This is a genomic window from Caenimonas sp. SL110, assembly GCF_001044395.1.
In the GTDB taxonomy this organism is placed as follows: domain Bacteria; phylum Pseudomonadota; class Gammaproteobacteria; order Burkholderiales; family Burkholderiaceae_C; genus Ramlibacter.
In genome coordinates, this window is sequence record NZ_JANU01000023.1 from 44,970 (window position 1) to 60,169 (window position 15,200).

General features: G+C 63.7%; 17 protein-coding genes. 13 read left to right on the forward strand and 4 right to left on the reverse strand.

The genetic code is table 11. From position 1 onward, the window contains the following. Positions 1-78: 78 nt before the first annotated feature. Genes AQ12_RS12655 through AQ12_RS12675 form a run of 5 tightly spaced genes read left to right on the forward strand, consistent with a single transcriptional unit; the run spans position 79 to position 4,757 of the window. Positions 79-1,185 carry an acyl-CoA dehydrogenase family protein gene (locus tag AQ12_RS12655; RefSeq protein ID WP_161799029.1) on the forward strand — a complete coding sequence of 369 codons (1,107 nt, stop codon included), beginning with the start codon at positions 79-81 and terminating at the stop codon, positions 1,183-1,185. Further along, on the forward strand, positions 1,182-2,396 hold the full coding sequence (locus tag AQ12_RS12660; protein WP_238587713.1) for an acyl-CoA dehydrogenase family protein: 1,215 nt from the start codon (positions 1,182-1,184) through the stop codon (positions 2,394-2,396). The genes AQ12_RS12655 and AQ12_RS12660 overlap by 4 nt, the downstream gene beginning before the upstream one ends. After that, positions 2,393-3,559 (forward strand): thiolase domain-containing protein, encoded by a 1,167-nt coding sequence (locus tag AQ12_RS12665; RefSeq protein WP_048440280.1) that lies wholly within the window; start codon positions 2,393-2,395, stop codon positions 3,557-3,559. The genes AQ12_RS12660 and AQ12_RS12665 overlap by 4 nt, the downstream gene beginning before the upstream one ends. Beyond that, positions 3,556-3,966, forward strand: a complete 411-nt coding sequence (locus AQ12_RS12670; protein WP_048440281.1) for a Zn-ribbon domain-containing OB-fold protein — start codon at positions 3,556-3,558, stop codon at positions 3,964-3,966. The genes AQ12_RS12665 and AQ12_RS12670 overlap by 4 nt, the downstream gene beginning before the upstream one ends. Continuing rightward, a complete protein-coding gene (locus tag AQ12_RS12675) occupies positions 3,963-4,757 on the forward strand; it encodes an enoyl-CoA hydratase/isomerase family protein (RefSeq protein ID WP_048440282.1) in 795 nt (264 codons plus the stop codon). Before AQ12_RS12670 ends, AQ12_RS12675 begins: the two co-directional genes overlap by 4 nt. 244 nt (positions 4,758-5,001) lie before the next feature. Here AQ12_RS12675 and AQ12_RS12680 read toward each other — a convergent pair whose 3' ends face one another. After that, positions 5,002-5,811: an SDR family oxidoreductase gene (locus AQ12_RS12680; RefSeq protein WP_048440283.1), complete on the reverse strand. Its 810-nt coding sequence runs from the start codon at positions 5,809-5,811 to the stop codon at positions 5,002-5,004. Positions 5,812-6,196: 385 nt separating this feature from the next. Here AQ12_RS12680 and AQ12_RS12685 point away from each other — a divergent pair, with 385 nt between their 5' ends. The 4 genes from AQ12_RS12685 to AQ12_RS12700 are packed head-to-tail and all read left to right on the forward strand — an operon-like array spanning position 6,197 to position 10,467. After that, entirely contained in the window at positions 6,197-6,994 is a 798-nt protein-coding gene (locus AQ12_RS12685) for an SDR family NAD(P)-dependent oxidoreductase (protein WP_048440284.1), read from the forward strand. 21 nt (positions 6,995-7,015) lie between these two features. Then, positions 7,016-8,221, forward strand: a complete 1,206-nt coding sequence (locus AQ12_RS12690) for a CaiB/BaiF CoA-transferase family protein (RefSeq protein WP_238587714.1) — start codon at positions 7,016-7,018, stop codon at positions 8,219-8,221. Between the two features lie 27 nt (positions 8,222-8,248). Further along, positions 8,249-9,223, forward strand: a complete 975-nt coding sequence (locus AQ12_RS12695) for a tripartite tricarboxylate transporter substrate binding protein (RefSeq protein WP_048440286.1) — start codon at positions 8,249-8,251, stop codon at positions 9,221-9,223. Then, positions 9,220-10,467 (forward strand): MFS transporter, encoded by a 1,248-nt coding sequence (locus AQ12_RS12700; RefSeq protein WP_048440287.1) that lies wholly within the window; start codon positions 9,220-9,222, stop codon positions 10,465-10,467. Before AQ12_RS12695 ends, AQ12_RS12700 begins: the two co-directional genes overlap by 4 nt. On the opposite strand, the gene AQ12_RS12705 is transcribed toward AQ12_RS12700, so the two are convergent. Together AQ12_RS12705 and AQ12_RS12710 are read right to left on the reverse strand one after the other, a co-directional pair. Next, a complete protein-coding gene (locus AQ12_RS12705) occupies positions 10,464-10,808 on the reverse strand; it encodes a hypothetical protein (protein WP_048440288.1) in 345 nt (114 codons plus the stop codon). The genes AQ12_RS12700 and AQ12_RS12705 overlap by 4 nt on opposite strands. Positions 10,809-11,001: 193 nt before the next feature. Continuing rightward, complete coding sequence (locus AQ12_RS12710) at positions 11,002-11,853, reverse strand: hypothetical protein (protein ID WP_193387977.1); 852 nt, start codon at positions 11,851-11,853, stop codon at positions 11,002-11,004. A gap of 189 nt (positions 11,854-12,042) precedes the next feature. Here AQ12_RS12710 and AQ12_RS12715 point away from each other — a divergent pair, with 189 nt between their 5' ends. The 3 genes from AQ12_RS12715 (at position 12,043) to AQ12_RS12725 (ending at position 13,156) form a co-directional block, all read left to right on the forward strand. After that, positions 12,043-12,303 (forward strand): hypothetical protein, encoded by a 261-nt coding sequence (locus AQ12_RS12715; RefSeq protein WP_048440290.1) that lies wholly within the window; start codon positions 12,043-12,045, stop codon positions 12,301-12,303. A 105-nt stretch (positions 12,304-12,408) separates the two neighbouring features. Continuing rightward, entirely contained in the window at positions 12,409-12,789 is a 381-nt protein-coding gene (locus AQ12_RS12720; protein ID WP_048440291.1) for a hypothetical protein, read from the forward strand. Positions 12,790-12,796: 7 nt separating this feature from the next. Then, entirely contained in the window at positions 12,797-13,156 is a 360-nt protein-coding gene (locus AQ12_RS12725; RefSeq protein ID WP_048440292.1) for a carboxymuconolactone decarboxylase family protein, read from the forward strand. Here the strand turns inward: AQ12_RS12725 and AQ12_RS12730 are convergent. After that, the gene (locus AQ12_RS12730; protein ID WP_048440293.1) at positions 13,146-13,982 is read right to left on the reverse strand and encodes an intradiol ring-cleavage dioxygenase; all 837 of its coding nucleotides are present in this window, start codon (positions 13,980-13,982) and stop codon (positions 13,146-13,148) included. The genes AQ12_RS12725 and AQ12_RS12730 overlap by 11 nt on opposite strands. A 172-nt stretch (positions 13,983-14,154) precedes the next feature. Here AQ12_RS12730 and AQ12_RS12735 point away from each other — a divergent pair, with 172 nt between their 5' ends. After that, positions 14,155-15,192, forward strand: coding sequence for an AraC family transcriptional regulator (locus AQ12_RS12735; RefSeq protein WP_048440294.1), 1,038 nt, complete (start codon positions 14,155-14,157; stop codon positions 15,190-15,192). Positions 15,193-15,200 lie beyond the last annotated feature (8 nt).

A 15,200-nucleotide genomic window follows, 5' to 3' on the forward strand; every position in this document is an offset into this window, starting at 1 on the left:
GTTGCCAATAAAGGTCAATTGTCAAGGCGATACGCTTGTTGGATGCTCGGCACAGGAGACACAAGGCTTCAGGAATCCATGCGACCTCACAACGACCAACAACGCATGCTCGCCGATGCGGCGCGCCAGTTTGCACAGGGCCATTGCGAGTCCGCGCGGCTTCGTGCCTGCCGCGGGCGGACCCCCGACTTCGACGCCGGGGTGTGGGCCGAAATGGCTGCGCTCGGCTGGCTGTCGGTGCTCGTGCCCGAAGCCGACGGCGGACTCGGCAGTGGGCTGGGCGAGATGGGCCAGCTCGTTTATGAATGGGGCGCCGGCGGTGGAGCCGAGCCGCTCGTGGCGTGCGGCGTGCTGGCGTTGACGATGCTCGTGGATTGCGACGGCCCGGCTCGCGCAGCGCTGCTGGAACGCACGATGCAAGGCTCTGCCATGCCAGCGCTGGCATGGATGGAAGACGGCGCGAAGTGCGTGCCGCAGTCGGGCGGCTGGCGCGTCAGTGGCAACGCCCGCTTCGTCACACCGGCCGATGCGTCCGACTTCCTGGTCATGTTCCCCCGTCGCAATGAGCTTCCCGCGCTGCATGTGCGGGCGGGCGCTGCAGGCATCACCGTGCAGCGTGAACTGCGTGCCGACGGCACGGCGGCCTGCTGGCTGCAATTCGACGGCGTCGATGTGACGCCCGACTGCCTGCTTGCCAGCGCGGCAACGGCACGGCTTGCCGCAGAAAAGGCCCGCGACTTCGCTCTCATCATGGCTGCGGTCTCCATGGCCGGGACGATGCGCACCATCAACGCGTTGACACAGGAATATCTGCGCACCCGCGTGCAGTTCGGCAAGCCCATCGGCTCTTTCCAGGCACTGCAACACAAGGCGGTGGACATGCACATCGCCGAGCAGATGGCGCGCGATGTCGCGCAGCACGCCTGCACCAGGGTCGATGCAGGGTGCACGCCCAGCGAGCGGGCCTGCGCGGCCAGCCGCGCGAAAGCGCGTGCGGGTGATGCCCTGGACCGCATCGCACGCATGGCGGTGCAACTGCACGGCGCCATCGGCTTTACCGACGAATACGACCTGAGCCTGCACCTGGGTCGCGCGCTCACCTTCTCTGCATGGCTGGGCAATGCAGACGAACATGTGAGCCGCTACGCGAGGCATGCGGCACCGTTCGAGGCGGCGCAGGCATGAACGACATGACCCCACTCACGCCTGCAACACCAGCCGCACCAGCCGCATCAGCCGCACCAGTCCCCCAGGACTGGAACGCGCTTGCCGATGACGATTTCCGCCAGCAGGTGCGATCCTTCCTCGAAGCGAACTACCCTCATGAACTGCGCTATCCGGCGCGGCGCCTGTTCTGGACCGAGATCGGCTTCTGGTATCGCAAGATGTCCGATATCGGCTGGATCGCGCCCGCATGGCCGCGCGAGCACGGCGGCATGGGGCTCGATACCGCCAAGCTTTTGATCTTCTACGAGGAGCACGAGCGCTGGGGCGTTTCGCGCTTCGCCGACATGGGCATCCTGATGGTCGGGCCGTTGCTCATCCAGCACGGCACGCCCGAGCAGCAACAGCAGTGGCTGCCAAAAATCCTGTCGTGCGAACACCTGTGGTGCCAGGGCTATTCGGAACCCAATGCGGGCTCGGACCTTGCGGGCCTGCGCACCGAGGCCGTGCTCGATGGTGACGAATACGTCCTGAACGGCCAGAAAATCTGGACCACGCTTGCCACCGATGCGACGCACATCTTTGTCCTGGCGCGCACAAACAAGGAAGCGAAAAAACAGGCAGGCATCAGCTTTTTGCTTGCCGACATGAAAGACCCCGGCATTCGCGTGCGTCCGATCAAGGACGTGGCGGGCCATGACGAGTTGTGCGAAGTGTTCCTGGAAAACGTTCGCGTGCCGACTGCGAATCTGGTGGGCGGCGCCGATGCGGGCTGGGGCATTGCCAAGGCGCTGCTGGGTTTCGAGCGCATCTTCCTGGGCAGCCCCAAGTACCCGAACTACGCATTGGGCGTGCTCTCGCGGGTGGCGGATGCGCGCGGCCTGCACAAGGACCCGGCATTTGCATTGCGATTTGCGAAGCTGCGCATGCAGGTCGAAGACCACGCCGCCTGCTACGAGCGCTTCATCGAGATCGTCAAGCGGGGCGATCCGATTCCGCCCGATATCTCGATGCTGAAGGTGATTTCCACCGAGAGCTTCCAGGCGATTGCCGATGAGGTGATTCGCGCTGCCGGCCCGATGGCGCAGCTGGCTGGCATGGTGAAGGTGGGCGATGCCGAGATCGACGTGCTCGGCCCATTCTTTCGTGCCTTGCCCTCGACCATCTACGGCGGCACCAACGAAATCCAGCGCAATGTGCTGGCCAGTCAAGTCCTGAGGCTGCCTTCATGAACAAGACAGATCGCGCCTGCATCGTCGGCGCGTACGAACACCCGACGCGCCACGCGCCGGACAAGAGCGTCGCGCAATTGCATGCGGAGGTGATGCGCGGCGCGCTGCAGGATGCGGGACTGCAGGCGAGCGACATCGACGGCTATTTCTGCGCGGGTGATGCGCCGGGCCTGGGGCCGCTGTCGATGGTGGACTATCTCGGTCTGAAGCCGAAGTACTTCGAATCCACCGACACCGGCGGCTCCTCGTACCTGATCCACGTTCGCCATGCCGCGCAGGCCATCGAAGCCGGGCATTGCAGCGTGGCGCTGGTCACGCTTGCAGGCAGGCCACGCTCGGAAGGGTCGAGCGGCACACAGGCGCGCGCGTACAACCTGCTCGCACCCGAGGCGCCGTTCGAGACGCCTTACGGCCTGGTGCCGATCAACAGTTATGCGATGGCGGCGCAGCGCCACATGCACGAGTTCGCAACGACCGCCGAGCAGCTCGCATGGATCAAGGTCACGGCCTCGCACCATGCGCAGCACAACCCCAACGCCATGCTGCGCGATGTTGTCACGGTGCAGGATGTTCTGGCATCGCCGCTGATTGCCGACCCTTTGCACCGCATGGAGTGCTGCGTGGTGAGCGATGGCGGTGGGGCAGTGATCGTGGCGCGGCCCGAGATTGCGCGCGCGTTGAAGCGGCCGGTGGTGCGCCTGATCGGCGGCGGCGAAGCGGTGGGCTACGTCAACAGCGCGCGGATGGACATCACGACTTCCGCCGCGAAGGATTCGGGCGCAGCGGCATTTGCGCAGGCAGGCGTGACGCCGCAGGACATCCGCTACGCGTCGATCTATGACAGCTTCACGATCACCGTGCTGATCCAGCTGGAAGACCTGGGCTTTTGCGAGAAGGGGCAGGGCGGGCGCTTCGTGGCGGACGGCAAGCTGATCGCAGGTCAAAGCGGGCTTGCGATCAACACCGATGGCGGTGGGCTTTGCAACAACCATCCGGCCAATCGCGGCGGCATGACCAAGATCATCGAAGCCGTGCGCCAGTTGCGCGGCGAAGCCCACCCTGCGGTGCAGGTCAGGGACTGCGCGCTCGCGTTGGCGCAAGGCACAGGCGGCATGCTGGGCAGCCGGCACGCATCGGCAACCCTCATCCTGGAGCGCGCATGACCAGCGAAGCCCCTGTCCGCAAAATCCCTGCGCCGCTGGTGAACCCGGAAGCGCAACCCTTCTTTACGGCGGCAGTCGAGAGCCGTCTTTTTTACAAGCAGTGCAGCGCGTGCGGCCAGCCGCATCATCCGCCGCGCAGCATCTGTCCGCACTGCCATTCAGACGCCACCGAGTGGAGAGAGTCTGCGGGCAAGGGCCAGGTGTACAGCGCCAGCCTGTTGCGACGCGGTGTGCCCGTGCCTTATTGCGTGGCCTACGTGACGCTCGATGAAGGCGTGACGATGATGAGCGACCTGGTCGGCTTTGGCGATGTGACGCCGCCTGTCGGCACGCGGGTGCGGGTGCAGTTCGTGGCGGCTGAAGGCGGTGCGATGATCCCGATGTTTGGGCCGATGGAGAAGACATGAAAGACGCTTACGAAACCCTGCTGGTCGCGCCGCAGGACGAGCATGTATTGCTGGTGACGATGAACCGTCCCGACGTGCTCAACGCACTGAACACGCAGCTGGGCCTGGACCTGGTCGATCTGTTCGAATCGATCGCGATGAACCCGGCAAAGCTGCGCTGCATCGTGCTGACTGGCACGGGGGCCAAGGGCTTTTGTGCAGGTGGCGACCTCAAGCAGCGCGACGGCATGAGCAACGCCGACTGGACGCTGCAACACGTGGTGTTCGAGCGCATGGCACGCGCGTTGCTCGACTGCCCGGTGCCGCTGGTCGCTGCTGTGAACGGTGCGGCCTTTGGTGGTGGTTGCGAAATCGCGATGTGCTGCGACTTCATGTATGCGGCCGATCATGCGAAGTTTGCGATGCCCGAAGTCAAGCTGGGGATCATGCCGGGCGCGGGCGGAACGCAGACCTTGCCGCGTGCGGTCGGCGAGCGGCGCGCGAAGGAATATGTGATGACGGGCAAGCCCTTTACGGCTGCGCAGGCCGAGCAGTGGGGGCTTGTGAACGAGGTGATGCCGCTGGAGTCGCTGGTGCCGCGCGCGCTGGAGGTGGCGCAATTGATTGCTGCGAATGCGCCCTTGTCGACCCGCCAGGTGAAGCAGTCGGTGTCGCGCGGGCTTCGGATGTCGCTGGGCGATGGACTTGCCTTCGAGATCGAGGCGTACAACCGGCTGGTGGCGACGGAAGATCGTATCGAAGGGGTGCGGGCGTTCAATGAGAAGAGGAAGGCGCAGTTCAAGGGGCGTTGACCTGCCTTGCTCCCTCTCACTCCAGGAGACGGACCGGACTTGCTCCCTCTCCCTCTCCCTCTGGGAGAGTGACCGGACTTGCTCCCTCTCCCTCTGGGAGAGGGCGGGGGTGAGGGCGCTGGGCCTATGAACAGGGCGCGATCGATGCATGGGCCGCATGCCCTCACCCTAACCCTCCCCCAGAGGGAGAAGGGATAAATCCCGGAGGGAGAGTGGATAGAACCCAGAGGGAGAGGGGATAAATTCAGTCCCTCCGCGACGCCTGCGCCGCCGCCGAGAAATCACGCGGCCCCGTCAAGAACAAACCCCCATCCACCGCAATCACGGTCCCGGTGATGTACGAGCCCCAATCACTCGCCAGCATCATCGCCACGCGGCTCACGTCCTCGATCTTGCCCAACCGCTTGAGAGGCACACGGTCTGCCATCGCCTTCAAGGTCTCGGGTGTGGGCGCAAGGCGCCTGAGACCTTCCGTTTCCTGGATCGGTCCCGGGATGATCGAATTGATGCGAATGCCTTGCGCCCCCCACTCCAGCGCCAGCCCGCGCGTGAGCATGTCGATGCCCGCCTTGGCGGCCGACACATGCAGCTGGTAAGGCGTCGCCACGGAAGCCTGGCTTGCAGAAATCTGGATGATGCAGGCCCCCGGCTTGCGCAAATGCTCGTGCGAAAGACGAAGCACATTGAAGCTGCCCAGCAGGTCGATATCGACCACCGTCTTGAATGCATTGGGCGACATGTCCAGCGCCTTGGCCAGGAAGTTTCCGGCTGCGCCAGAGACGAGCACGTCAATCGGCCCGAACCTGGCTGCGGCCTGCGAGAACGCGCGCCCCACCGCGTCAGGCTGGCGCACATCCGCAGCGACGCCGATCGCATCAATGCCCAGTTCACGCAGACGGGACGCAGCCGATTCCACCCGGTCCGCCGAACGGCTGATCAGGCTCAAGCTTGCGCCCGCGCGGGCAAAGGCCTGCGCGATGCCGAAATTGATGCCGCCGGAACCACCGGCCACAAACACATGACGGCCGGAGAAATCGAAAGGATTACCTTGCATCGAATGCCTCGCTGTTCGTTCGCGCCTGTCATTGCGGGCTCGACCCGCAATCCATCTGTGATCAAGCGCAGTCGCCGCTGCGCGGTGGATGCCGGATCAAGTCCGGCATGACATCCCTCTGTCTTGGCTGTCATTGCGGACTCGATCCGCAATCCATGACTTCAACGGCCGTAGCCGCTGCGCGGTGGATGCCGGGTCAAGGCTCTCCTGAGCTTGTCGAAGGGCCAAGCATGACAACTCCAGCGCCAGTATCGGCCGCACTCACTCGCGCTGGCAACCGTGCTTGCCGCATTCTGGGACGAGAAATATTCAAGCACCGGCAAAAAATCTCCATTGGCGATTCGCCGTGACAGGCACACGATCGGTCGCAAATCACGGAGACAAGATGGACCTGGGACTGACTGGAAAAGTCGTGCTGATCACCGGCGCATCCGAGGGCATCGGACGTGCGACGGCTTTGGCGTTCGCGCGCGAGGGCGCACGCGTGGCGATCAACGCCCGGCGGGCCGATGTGCTGGAAGCCACCGCCGCCGAGATTCGGGATGTCACCGACGCCGAGGTCATTGCGCTACCTGCCGACGTGGCTGACCTCGATGCCTTGCCCGGGCTTGTTGCCGCAGTCATCGCGAAGTGGGGACGCATCGACATCCTGGTCAACAACGCGGGCACCGGCAATGCCACGCCCTTCCTGAAAGTGACGCCGGCGGAGCTCATCGCCAACTTCCAGCTCAATTTCTTCTCGATGTTTGTCACGACCCAGCTGGTGGTGCCGCACATGGTGGAGCAGGGCGCGGGCGTCATCCTGAACCTGGGTGGCACGACGGCCAAGCAGGCGCCCCGTTCGCCCTCTACCGTTTCAGGGCCGTCAAAGGCTGCGATGTTCAACTTCACCAAGGCACTCGCCACCGAGTTCGGCCGCCACAACATCCGCGTGAACTACCTGATGCCGGGCCTGACGATGACGCCGCGCTTCGACAGGAAGCTGCGCGATGCGACTGGCGGCGACATGGAAAAGTACGCGCTCGAAATGAAGAAGTGGGGCCAGGACATTGCGCTTCCGGGCCGCCGCTGGGGCAAGCCCGAAGAGATGGGCGACGCGATCGCTTTCCTGTGTTCCGACCGCGCGAGCTACATCACGGGCGCGAGCCTGGTGGTCGATGGCGGCGCGGTGCGTGCGCTGTAGCAACGTGAAGTGGAACGGCAAGTGACCGACGCCCACGGCCCCCTGCATGGCATTCGCGTCATCGACGTGACGACGGTGATGCTCGGCCCCTATGCCACGCAGGTGCTGGGCGACATGGGCGCCGACGTCATCAAGATCGAAGCGCCGCCCGCGGGCGATATCGCGCGCAACCTGGGCGTGGCACGCACGCCCGGCATGAGCGGCAGTTACCTCAACATGAACCGCAACAAGCGGTCGATGGCGCTGGACCTCAAGCATCAGGCTGCAAAGGATGTGCTGCGCCAGCTGGTCGAATCGGCTGATGTGTTCATCCACAACATGCGGCCTGCCGCCATCGCGCGGCTGGGGTTCGGCTACGACGATGTTGCGAAGATGAGGCCAGGCATCGTCTATGTGGGCGCTTATGGCTTCGGCCAGGCCGGACCCTACCGTGACAAGCCTGCGCTCGATGATGCGATACAGGCAGCGTCGGGCCTTGCCAGCCTGTTCCAGCGCCAGGACGGCGCACCGCGCTATGTGCCCAGTGCCGTTGCGGACAAGATCGTCGGGCTCACGGTGACGCAGGCCGTGCTCGCAGCGCTGGTTCACAAGGAGCGCACCGGACACGGCCAGTTTGTCGAAGTGCCCATGCTCGAATCGCTGGTCGCCTTCAACCTGGTCGACCACCTGGGCGCGGGCGCTTATGCAGAGCCGCCCAACCAGATCGGCTATGCCCGTGCGGCTTCGCCTTCACGCCGGCCGTTTCGCACGAAGGACGGTTACGTCTGCATGCTGCCTTATGACGACCGCCAGGTGCTGGCTTTCCTGAAAGCCATTGGCCGACCCGAGCTGATGGCGCACGAGCACATGTGCAGCTATGCAGCGCGCGCAAAACATCCCGAATCGTTCTATGACCTGATCCATGAAGTGTCGCCGGGCAAGACGACGCTCGAGTGGCTGGCGCTGTGCGACGCCGCGCAGATCCCTAGCATGCCCATCGTGGACATAGCGGACCTGCCGCAGGACGAGCATCTGGCAGCTGTGGGCATGTTCGAGCCGCACACGCACCCCACCGAAGGCAAGACCCGGCTGGTGCGTTCTCCCATTGGTTTTTCGCGCTCGCCTGCATCGATTCGCAGGCCCGCTCCGAGGTTTGGCGAGCACAGCATCGAGTTGCTGCGCGAGGCGGGTTGCGATGAAGCACAGATTGATGCGCTGCTTGCCGGTGGCGCGGTGTTGTCTGCCTGAAAAGGATTTGAAGAAGGAGTGAAAACCATGCGCAACTTGCAATGGCTCAAGCGATTTTTCCTGGCTGCATCTGTGTTGCCTGGCCTGGCCTTCGCGCAGGCGTGGCCCAGCAAGCCCATCAGGTTCGTGGTTCCTCTGCTGGCAGGCGGCAGCGTGGACCAGACGGCGCGCTTTTTCGCGACCGAGTTGGGCAAGACCATCGGCCAGGCCGTGGTTGTCGAGAACGTGCCCGGCGGCAACGGGGCGATCGGGCTGGATCGGGTGGCGAAGTCTGCTGCCGACGGCTACACCTTCGTCGTCACCGCCAACAGCTTCCAGACCATCAGCCCGCACCTGTCGGAGGCGCCGCTGCCCTACGACACCACGCGTGACTTCACACCCGTGGCGGGCTTTGTCACCGTGTCGCACATCATCCTGGCCAGGCCGACACTGCCTGCGAACACCTTGCCTGAACTGGTCGCGCTGGCCAGGGCAACACCTGCGGGCCTGAACCACGGGGCGGCATCGGCAACGGGTGCTTCGTATCTGGCTTCGGTGCTGTTCGCGCGCCGCGCCGGCATCAAGTTCACCGATGTGTTCTACAAGGGCGCAGGCGGTGTGTACAACGACCTGATGGGCGGGCATATCGATGTGTTCTTCGATTCGCTGGGTTCTGCCGTGCCGCTGATTGCATCGGGCAAGGTCAAGGCGATTGCGACCACGATGGAAAAGCGCCATCCGCTCACGCCCACCGTGCCGACAGTCGCTGAAAGCTATCCGGGCTTTGACACATCGGGCTGGTACGCACTCTATGGTCCTGCGAAGCTGCCGCCTGAAGTGGTGACCAAGCTCAACGCAGAAGTGCGCCGGATCCAGTCGTCGCCGGAGTTCCTGACGTTTGCGAAGACCTACGGCTACGAAGCGATGTCAGGCAATGCGGCCTCGCTCGCAGCGGTGCAGGCCAGGGAGCTTGCGCAGTGGGGCGAGATCGCCAAGGTGTTGACCGCACCAAAGGCGAAGTGACCAGGCGCGTCTTCTACGGCTGGCGGATTGCCGCAGCAGGCGCGGGGCTTCAGTTCCTCTACAGCGCGCTGCTGCTGCACGCCTTCGGCGCATACGTTGCCGTTCTGTCCGATGAATTGGGCTGGAGCAAGACCGCTCTGGCCGGTGGCGCTGCGATCCAGTCGCTCGAAGGCGCATTGATAGGCCCGCTGCTCGGCTGGCTGATCGACCGTTTCGGCCCTCGCCTGATGGTGCGCGCCGGTGTGCTTGTCCTGGCCCTGGGCTTTTTTCTTCTGGCGCGGGTGGAGACCGTCACCGGGTTTTATGTATCGATGGTGTCGGTCGCCATTGGCGCGAGCCTGTGCGGCTACTTTCCGCTGTCGGTGGCGCTGGTGCATTTCTTTCGCAATCGCAGGGCGCGGGCGCTGTCCGTCATGGCGCTGGGCATCGCAGCAGGCGGCCTGGCCTTGCCAGCCATCGGCTGGTCGATGGTGACCTTCGGCTGGCGCTCTACCGCGCTCGGCTCGGGCCTGATTGCCCTGGTGATCGGGTGGCCGCTGGCCAGCGTCGTTCGCGGCAGTCCTGCTGAAGTGGGCGAGCAGGTCGACGGTGTGCCTGCCGGTGAGCAGCGCAGTGAAGCCGCAGAGTCAGAAGCGCTGCGCCGCGAGTTCACCGCACCGCAGGCGCTTCGCACACAGGCGTTCTGGTTGCTGGGAGTCGCGCACGCGCTCGCACTGCTGGTGGTGACCGCCGTCAATGTGCACGCCATCTCGCACATGAAGGAAGGACTGGGCTATTCGCTGGCGCAGGCGTCGTTTGTCATCACGCTGATGACGGCGGCGCAGGCCGGTGGCATCTTGCTGGGCGCGCTGCTCGGTGACCAGTGGGAAAAGCGCCATGTGGCTGCGGCATGCATGGTCGGTCACATGGTCGGCCTGTTGATGCTGACCTTCGCGTTCCATCCGGCGATGCTGGTCGGATTTGCGTTGGTGCACGGCGTTGCCTGGGGGCTGCGCGGGCCGTTCATGCAGGCCTTGCGCGCGGACTACTTCGGGCTGAAGTCGATCGGGATGATCCTGGGGCTGTCGGCGGTGCTGATCGCTGTGGGGCAGGTGGCAGGGCCGCTGGTTGCAGGGGTGATGGCCGACCTGACGGGGTCTTATCGCAGCGGCTTTGTCCTGCTGGCCTTGCTCGCAGGATCAGGCTCGGTGATGTTCATGCTGGCAAAAAAGCCGGTGCTGGCAGAGCCGGCGACGAAGATTTAACCGACCAGTGGGCTGGGCCGCGACGACATGCCGCCGGGCAGGAGCCCGCGGAACTGCGCGGTGATGGATGCCAGCTTTTCGCGCGCGATGCGCTCGTCATGGATCGCCGCCAGTGCAGCCATCAGGTCGCCGCGCAGGTACCACAGCGACTCGATGTCGGTGGCGTAGCGAATCTTGCGGACGATGGCGGGTGAATGAGAAGAAGCGTCGTCGCCCAGCGAGGCGAGCATGGATTCGCGAATGTCTTCAGTGCCGTTGTCGAGTACCGTGTCCGAGGGGGTCGACCTCAGGTTGCCGAGCAGTCCGTAGAAGCTGTTTTTGAGGGTCTGCTTCAGTGCCATTGGAGGGGATTGCCGCTTTGAGTTCTGGAGAGGTATTGACGAAATGTACTTTATGGCTGAGCCACTTGCACGCGCTGTAGGACGCCGCCCTGAGTTGCGTTCAAATTTGTCGCGCCAGCCTGCCGCGGGTGGCGGCCAGGTCGCACTGGTTGCGATGAACGAGATGCGGTCACGGGGGCTGCACAGAGCCCGGTCACTCGCGCTGGGTCCTGGATGCGTTCAGATGAATCTTGAGATCAGGCCGTGAAGCAGCGTCCGGCGGCAGCTGGCTGAATTCGTTGTCCACCAGGAATTGCATCAGGGTCCTCATGGCCGGGTCTGCATGGGTGCTCGCCAGCGCGCGACAGACGCCCATGAGCTGCCCGGCCAGAGCCTTCTGGAAGGGAGTGGTTTCGGCCTCGACCACCATCGCCAGGTCGATGCACCGCTCGCCGATGACTTGCGCCGCGTCTTGCACGAGCCCCAGGCTGGAAAGGTCTGCATGCAACCTGGTGATGTCGGCTGAAATATCAATCGCACTCTGGGCGAGCGACGTGGTGTCGCGAGCTGCTATGAACACGCCAGGGAATTGCATCGTCAGCTCCGTCAGCGCGTCTTCAATGTCTTCCATCAGTTCTTTCTTGATGGTGACGTCTGGATAGTTGAAAACCTTGTGCTGCAACTCGATGAACTGTCGCGCCACTGAGAGGCGCTCGCAGCCCTGGGCGTTCAGCTTCAACTGGTCGATCCTGTTGCGGGTCATGCGTGCGGCAGACGCATCCGCAGAATCCTGGCGAACCGGCATGCGCGTGATGGTGTGCAAGGCAGCTGCAATCTCCGGTGCAAAGGCATGTCGGGTCAGCTCGTGCTGCAGCCGGGTCTTCAGGTACCTCAGTGCGCCGGCGTCAGGTCCAAAGTCGCGGTTAAGGGCCTTGTAAAGCTCTTTGACGTCCTCCAGAAATGCAGCGCCGCCGCCCTTGTCCAGTTCGCTTATGCGATCGTTACAAAACAGATCCTTGATGGATGCGCGAAAGCGATCCACCACCTCCTGTGTCAGAGCGTGCACAGGCGGCCCGGACAGATGGCCTGGCCGCAGCCGGACTGGAGCCGTGGTGGGACTTCGGAGGGTATGCAGCGCGGAGGCAGGACGCATGGTGGTTCGCTTTCAGCAAGTAGGGTCTGGAGGTGCTCGACCGACTTGGTGACCGCATAATCAGGATCGTTCCAAATCCCTGCCAACCCACGAGGCATTCACGTGGCCACCTTCTACAAAACCAGTACCGTGTGGGTGCTGGACTTCACCTACGAGGGCCGGCCGCGGCGCTGGGTCAAGGCCTTCCCGACAGGGGAGAACCCGCGCGCCGCATTCGAAGCCCAGATCGCCGAGCTCTATGGGCGGCGCGGACAGGTGGTGGATGTGCGGCTGGCCACTGCAGACGAAGAAACACAGTTCCTGCGCGGGACCTTGCCCAAGAACGTCTTGTGCCCGACGGGCCGGGGCACGCCCCGCGTCTAGCAGTTTTTGTCCAGCGTTCGGGTTGCAGCGGCTTTCATGACCTGGATCAAACCAGGTTGGCCCGCGCAGGGGTATGTTTGGTTCCTACTCTGAACGGAACCCAACATGAGCTTGTTTCACGCAGTGGTCTGGACCGACCACCAGTCTGCCCAGGTCCTTCAATTCGACGCCGAGCATGTGCAGGCCGAGAAGATCAAGGCCCACACGCACTACACCAAGCAGCATGGCAGCGCAGTGCGCTCCGAGCACGAATTTTTCGGCGATGTCTGCACGGCGCTCGACGGCGTCGGCGAAGTGCTGGTGACCGGCTCCTCGACCGCGACTGCAGACTTCCGTCACTACGCCGACAAGCACCGTCCGCAAACGGCCGCGCGCATCGTCGGCTATGAGGTGGTGGACCATCCGAGCGACAAGCAACTGGTGGCGCTTGCACGCAAGTATTTCCTCAAGCACGACCGCATGACAGGCACTGCAAAGCTGGATTGAGACGCACATGCAAAACAATAACGCCGGTTACCAGGACCTGACCCAGGGTGTGACTGCTCGCCTGGGTAGCTTGCGCGCAGGTGCCCCGGGCATGATGAAGAGCTTCAGTGAACTGGGCCGCGCTGCCATGGCCGACGGTGCGCTGGACATGAAGACCAAGGAGCTGATGGCCCTGGCGCTGGGCGTGGCAGCGCACTGCGACGCCTGCATCGGCTATCACATGAAGACGCTGGTCAAGCTCGGTGTGACGAGGCAGGAAGTCGATGAGACCCTGGGCGTTGCGGTGTACATGGGCGGCGGTCCTTCGCTGATGTATGCAGCCAATGCGATCGCGGCCTTCGATGAATTTTCGGGTGTCACGCCCTGAGTGCAGGGTTGAGCACGAAGTCGAACGCCATCGCAAAGCTGCCATCGGCCTGCTCGACCCAGTCGCACACCAGTGACTGGCGCACACCGAACACCGCGTCGGAGTCGAGGTAGTCGCTACCCTTGCGGAACACGTGCGTGATCAGGGTCTCGTAGCCCGGTGCCTTCACCATGAAGTGAAGGTGCGCAGGCCGCCAGGGGTGGCGGCCGGTGGCTTTGAGCATCTGGCCGACCGGCCCGTCGTGCGGAATCGCATACGGGACTGCGACGATGGTGCGAAAGTGAAAGCGTCCCTGCTCGTCGGCAGTGATGATGCCGCGCGCCTGCGCATGGCCCAGGTGTTCGTGCTGCACATCGTAGAGGCCTTCGTCGTCTGACTGCCAGACGTCCAGCACGGCACCGGGCACCGGCTCGCCATCGAGATTGCGCACAGTGCCCCGCACCACGCACGGCCTGCCCTTGGCACCGTTGGCGATGTCGTCGCCCAGCGCATAGTGCGGTGCACCTTCAACATGGAAAGGCCCGAACACGGTCGCTTCAGTACACCCCTGGGGCTTGGCATTGTTCCGCGCCACCGTCAGCATCGACAGGCCCAGCACATCCGACAGCAGGATGAACTCCTGCCGCTTGTCATCGGTGATGTGCCCGCAGCGGGTGAGAAAGTCGATGCCCTGGAACCACTCCTGCTGCGTCAATTGAACGTCGCTTGCGAAGGCGTGCAGGTGCTGGACCAGGCTCGTCATGATCTGCTTGAGGCGCGGGTCCGGTGTGTCCGCGAAGCTGGCGATGACGGCTTCGGTGATGGGGCGCGGGTCGGTGTTGCGCATGGGGGGGCCTGTGAAGTGAGGAGACTGGCACCTGAGGATAGCGGGGCAGGGACTGCGCGGACCAAAGCAAACTCACGAGGTCGGAGTTGAATGATCTGTGGTGCGCTTTTCGAAGATACTCGTGCCATGTCCATGGTATCGGTGCATTCTTCTCGCTGTCCCTGCATTTGAGATGGCGACCATTTCTTCCTATTACTTCCGTGAGGCCATCAAGGGCGCCGCGCGGCGGGGCGTAGATACCGGAAAGCTCCTGGAGTCTGCAGGGGTCGCGCCCACACTGCTGGACGACCCGTTGGCCCGGGGTGATGTGCGCGCGATGGCGCGACTGGTCCAGCAGGTCTGGTACGCGCTCGACGACGAATTCATGGGCTTTACCGAAGACCGCGCCAAGGTCGGGTTGTTCGGTCTCATGACGCGGTTCATCGTGCCTTGCGAATCGCTGGAGCAGGTGCTGCAGGCTGGTGTCCGGTTTTACAACCTGACTCGAACCGATGTCTATCTGGGTCTGACGCGTTCCGGCGACGAAGCCGTTTTCGAGGCCAGCTTCTCGCGACCCGATCTCGACCCCAATCACTACTTCATGGAATTCTGGATGGTGATCTGGCACCGGTTGGCCGGGTGGATCACAGGCGCGCCGCTTCCGTTGCGCTGGGCGTCATTCACGTTCAGCGAGCCCACCGCGAACGTCGAGGAATTCAAGTACATGTTTCCTTGCGAGCAGCGCTTCGAACGGCCTGCGAACTGTTTCGCCTTCGATGACAAGTACCTCAGGCTTCCTGTGGTGCGCACGAAGGCCGAGCTCAAGGCGATGCTCAAGGCTGCGCCGCTCATGTGGTTGACGATGCCTTCAAGCGACCTCGGCCTGGTGCGCCGGGTGCGGGCAACCTTGCTGCCCAAGCCGTCGCAGCCCGTCGAATTCCCAAGCATCGAAGTCGTTGCAGAGCGCTTGCACACGACACCGCAGACGCTGCGTCGAAAGCTCAAGCGCGAGGGCAGCAGCTACGGGGAGATCAAGGAAAACATCCGGCGCGACATCGCCATCCAGAAGGTGCTCAAGGGCAACGCCCGCATCGAAGACATCGCTGTTTCTGTTGGCTACGCGGAGACGCGCTCGTTCACGAGGGCGTTTCATCAGTGGACGGGCTACAGCCCCCTGCAATACCGGCAGAACTTCCAGCAGTCCGCGCGCTCAACCGATCTGCTCTCCTAGCTGTCCAG

What these genes read in the sequence shown, in the direction of transcription:
- AQ12_RS12655 (WP_161799029.1), top strand. Translation starts at nt 79, where the DNA reads ATGCGACCTCACAACGACCAACAACGCATGCTCGCCGATGCGGCGCGC.
- AQ12_RS12660 (WP_238587713.1), top strand. Translation starts at nt 1,182, where the DNA reads ATGAACGACATGACCCCACTCACGCCTGCAACACCAGCCGCACCAGCC.
- AQ12_RS12665 (WP_048440280.1), top strand. Translation starts at nt 2,393, where the DNA reads ATGAACAAGACAGATCGCGCCTGCATCGTCGGCGCGTACGAACACCCG.
- AQ12_RS12670 (WP_048440281.1), top strand. Translation starts at nt 3,556, where the DNA reads ATGACCAGCGAAGCCCCTGTCCGCAAAATCCCTGCGCCGCTGGTGAAC.
- AQ12_RS12675 (WP_048440282.1), top strand. Translation starts at nt 3,963, where the DNA reads ATGAAAGACGCTTACGAAACCCTGCTGGTCGCGCCGCAGGACGAGCAT.
- AQ12_RS12680 (WP_048440283.1), bottom strand. Translation starts at nt 5,811, where the DNA reads ATGCAAGGTAATCCTTTCGATTTCTCCGGCCGTCATGTGTTTGTGGCC.
- AQ12_RS12685 (WP_048440284.1), top strand. Translation starts at nt 6,197, where the DNA reads ATGGACCTGGGACTGACTGGAAAAGTCGTGCTGATCACCGGCGCATCC.
- AQ12_RS12695 (WP_048440286.1), top strand. Translation starts at nt 8,249, where the DNA reads ATGCGCAACTTGCAATGGCTCAAGCGATTTTTCCTGGCTGCATCTGTG.
- AQ12_RS12705 (WP_048440288.1), bottom strand. Translation starts at nt 10,808, where the DNA reads ATGGCACTGAAGCAGACCCTCAAAAACAGCTTCTACGGACTGCTCGGC.
- AQ12_RS12720 (WP_048440291.1), top strand. Translation starts at nt 12,409, where the DNA reads ATGAGCTTGTTTCACGCAGTGGTCTGGACCGACCACCAGTCTGCCCAG.
- AQ12_RS12725 (WP_048440292.1), top strand. Translation starts at nt 12,797, where the DNA reads ATGCAAAACAATAACGCCGGTTACCAGGACCTGACCCAGGGTGTGACT.
- AQ12_RS12730 (WP_048440293.1), bottom strand. Translation starts at nt 13,982, where the DNA reads ATGCGCAACACCGACCCGCGCCCCATCACCGAAGCCGTCATCGCCAGC.
- AQ12_RS12735 (WP_048440294.1), top strand. Translation starts at nt 14,155, where the DNA reads ATGGCGACCATTTCTTCCTATTACTTCCGTGAGGCCATCAAGGGCGCC.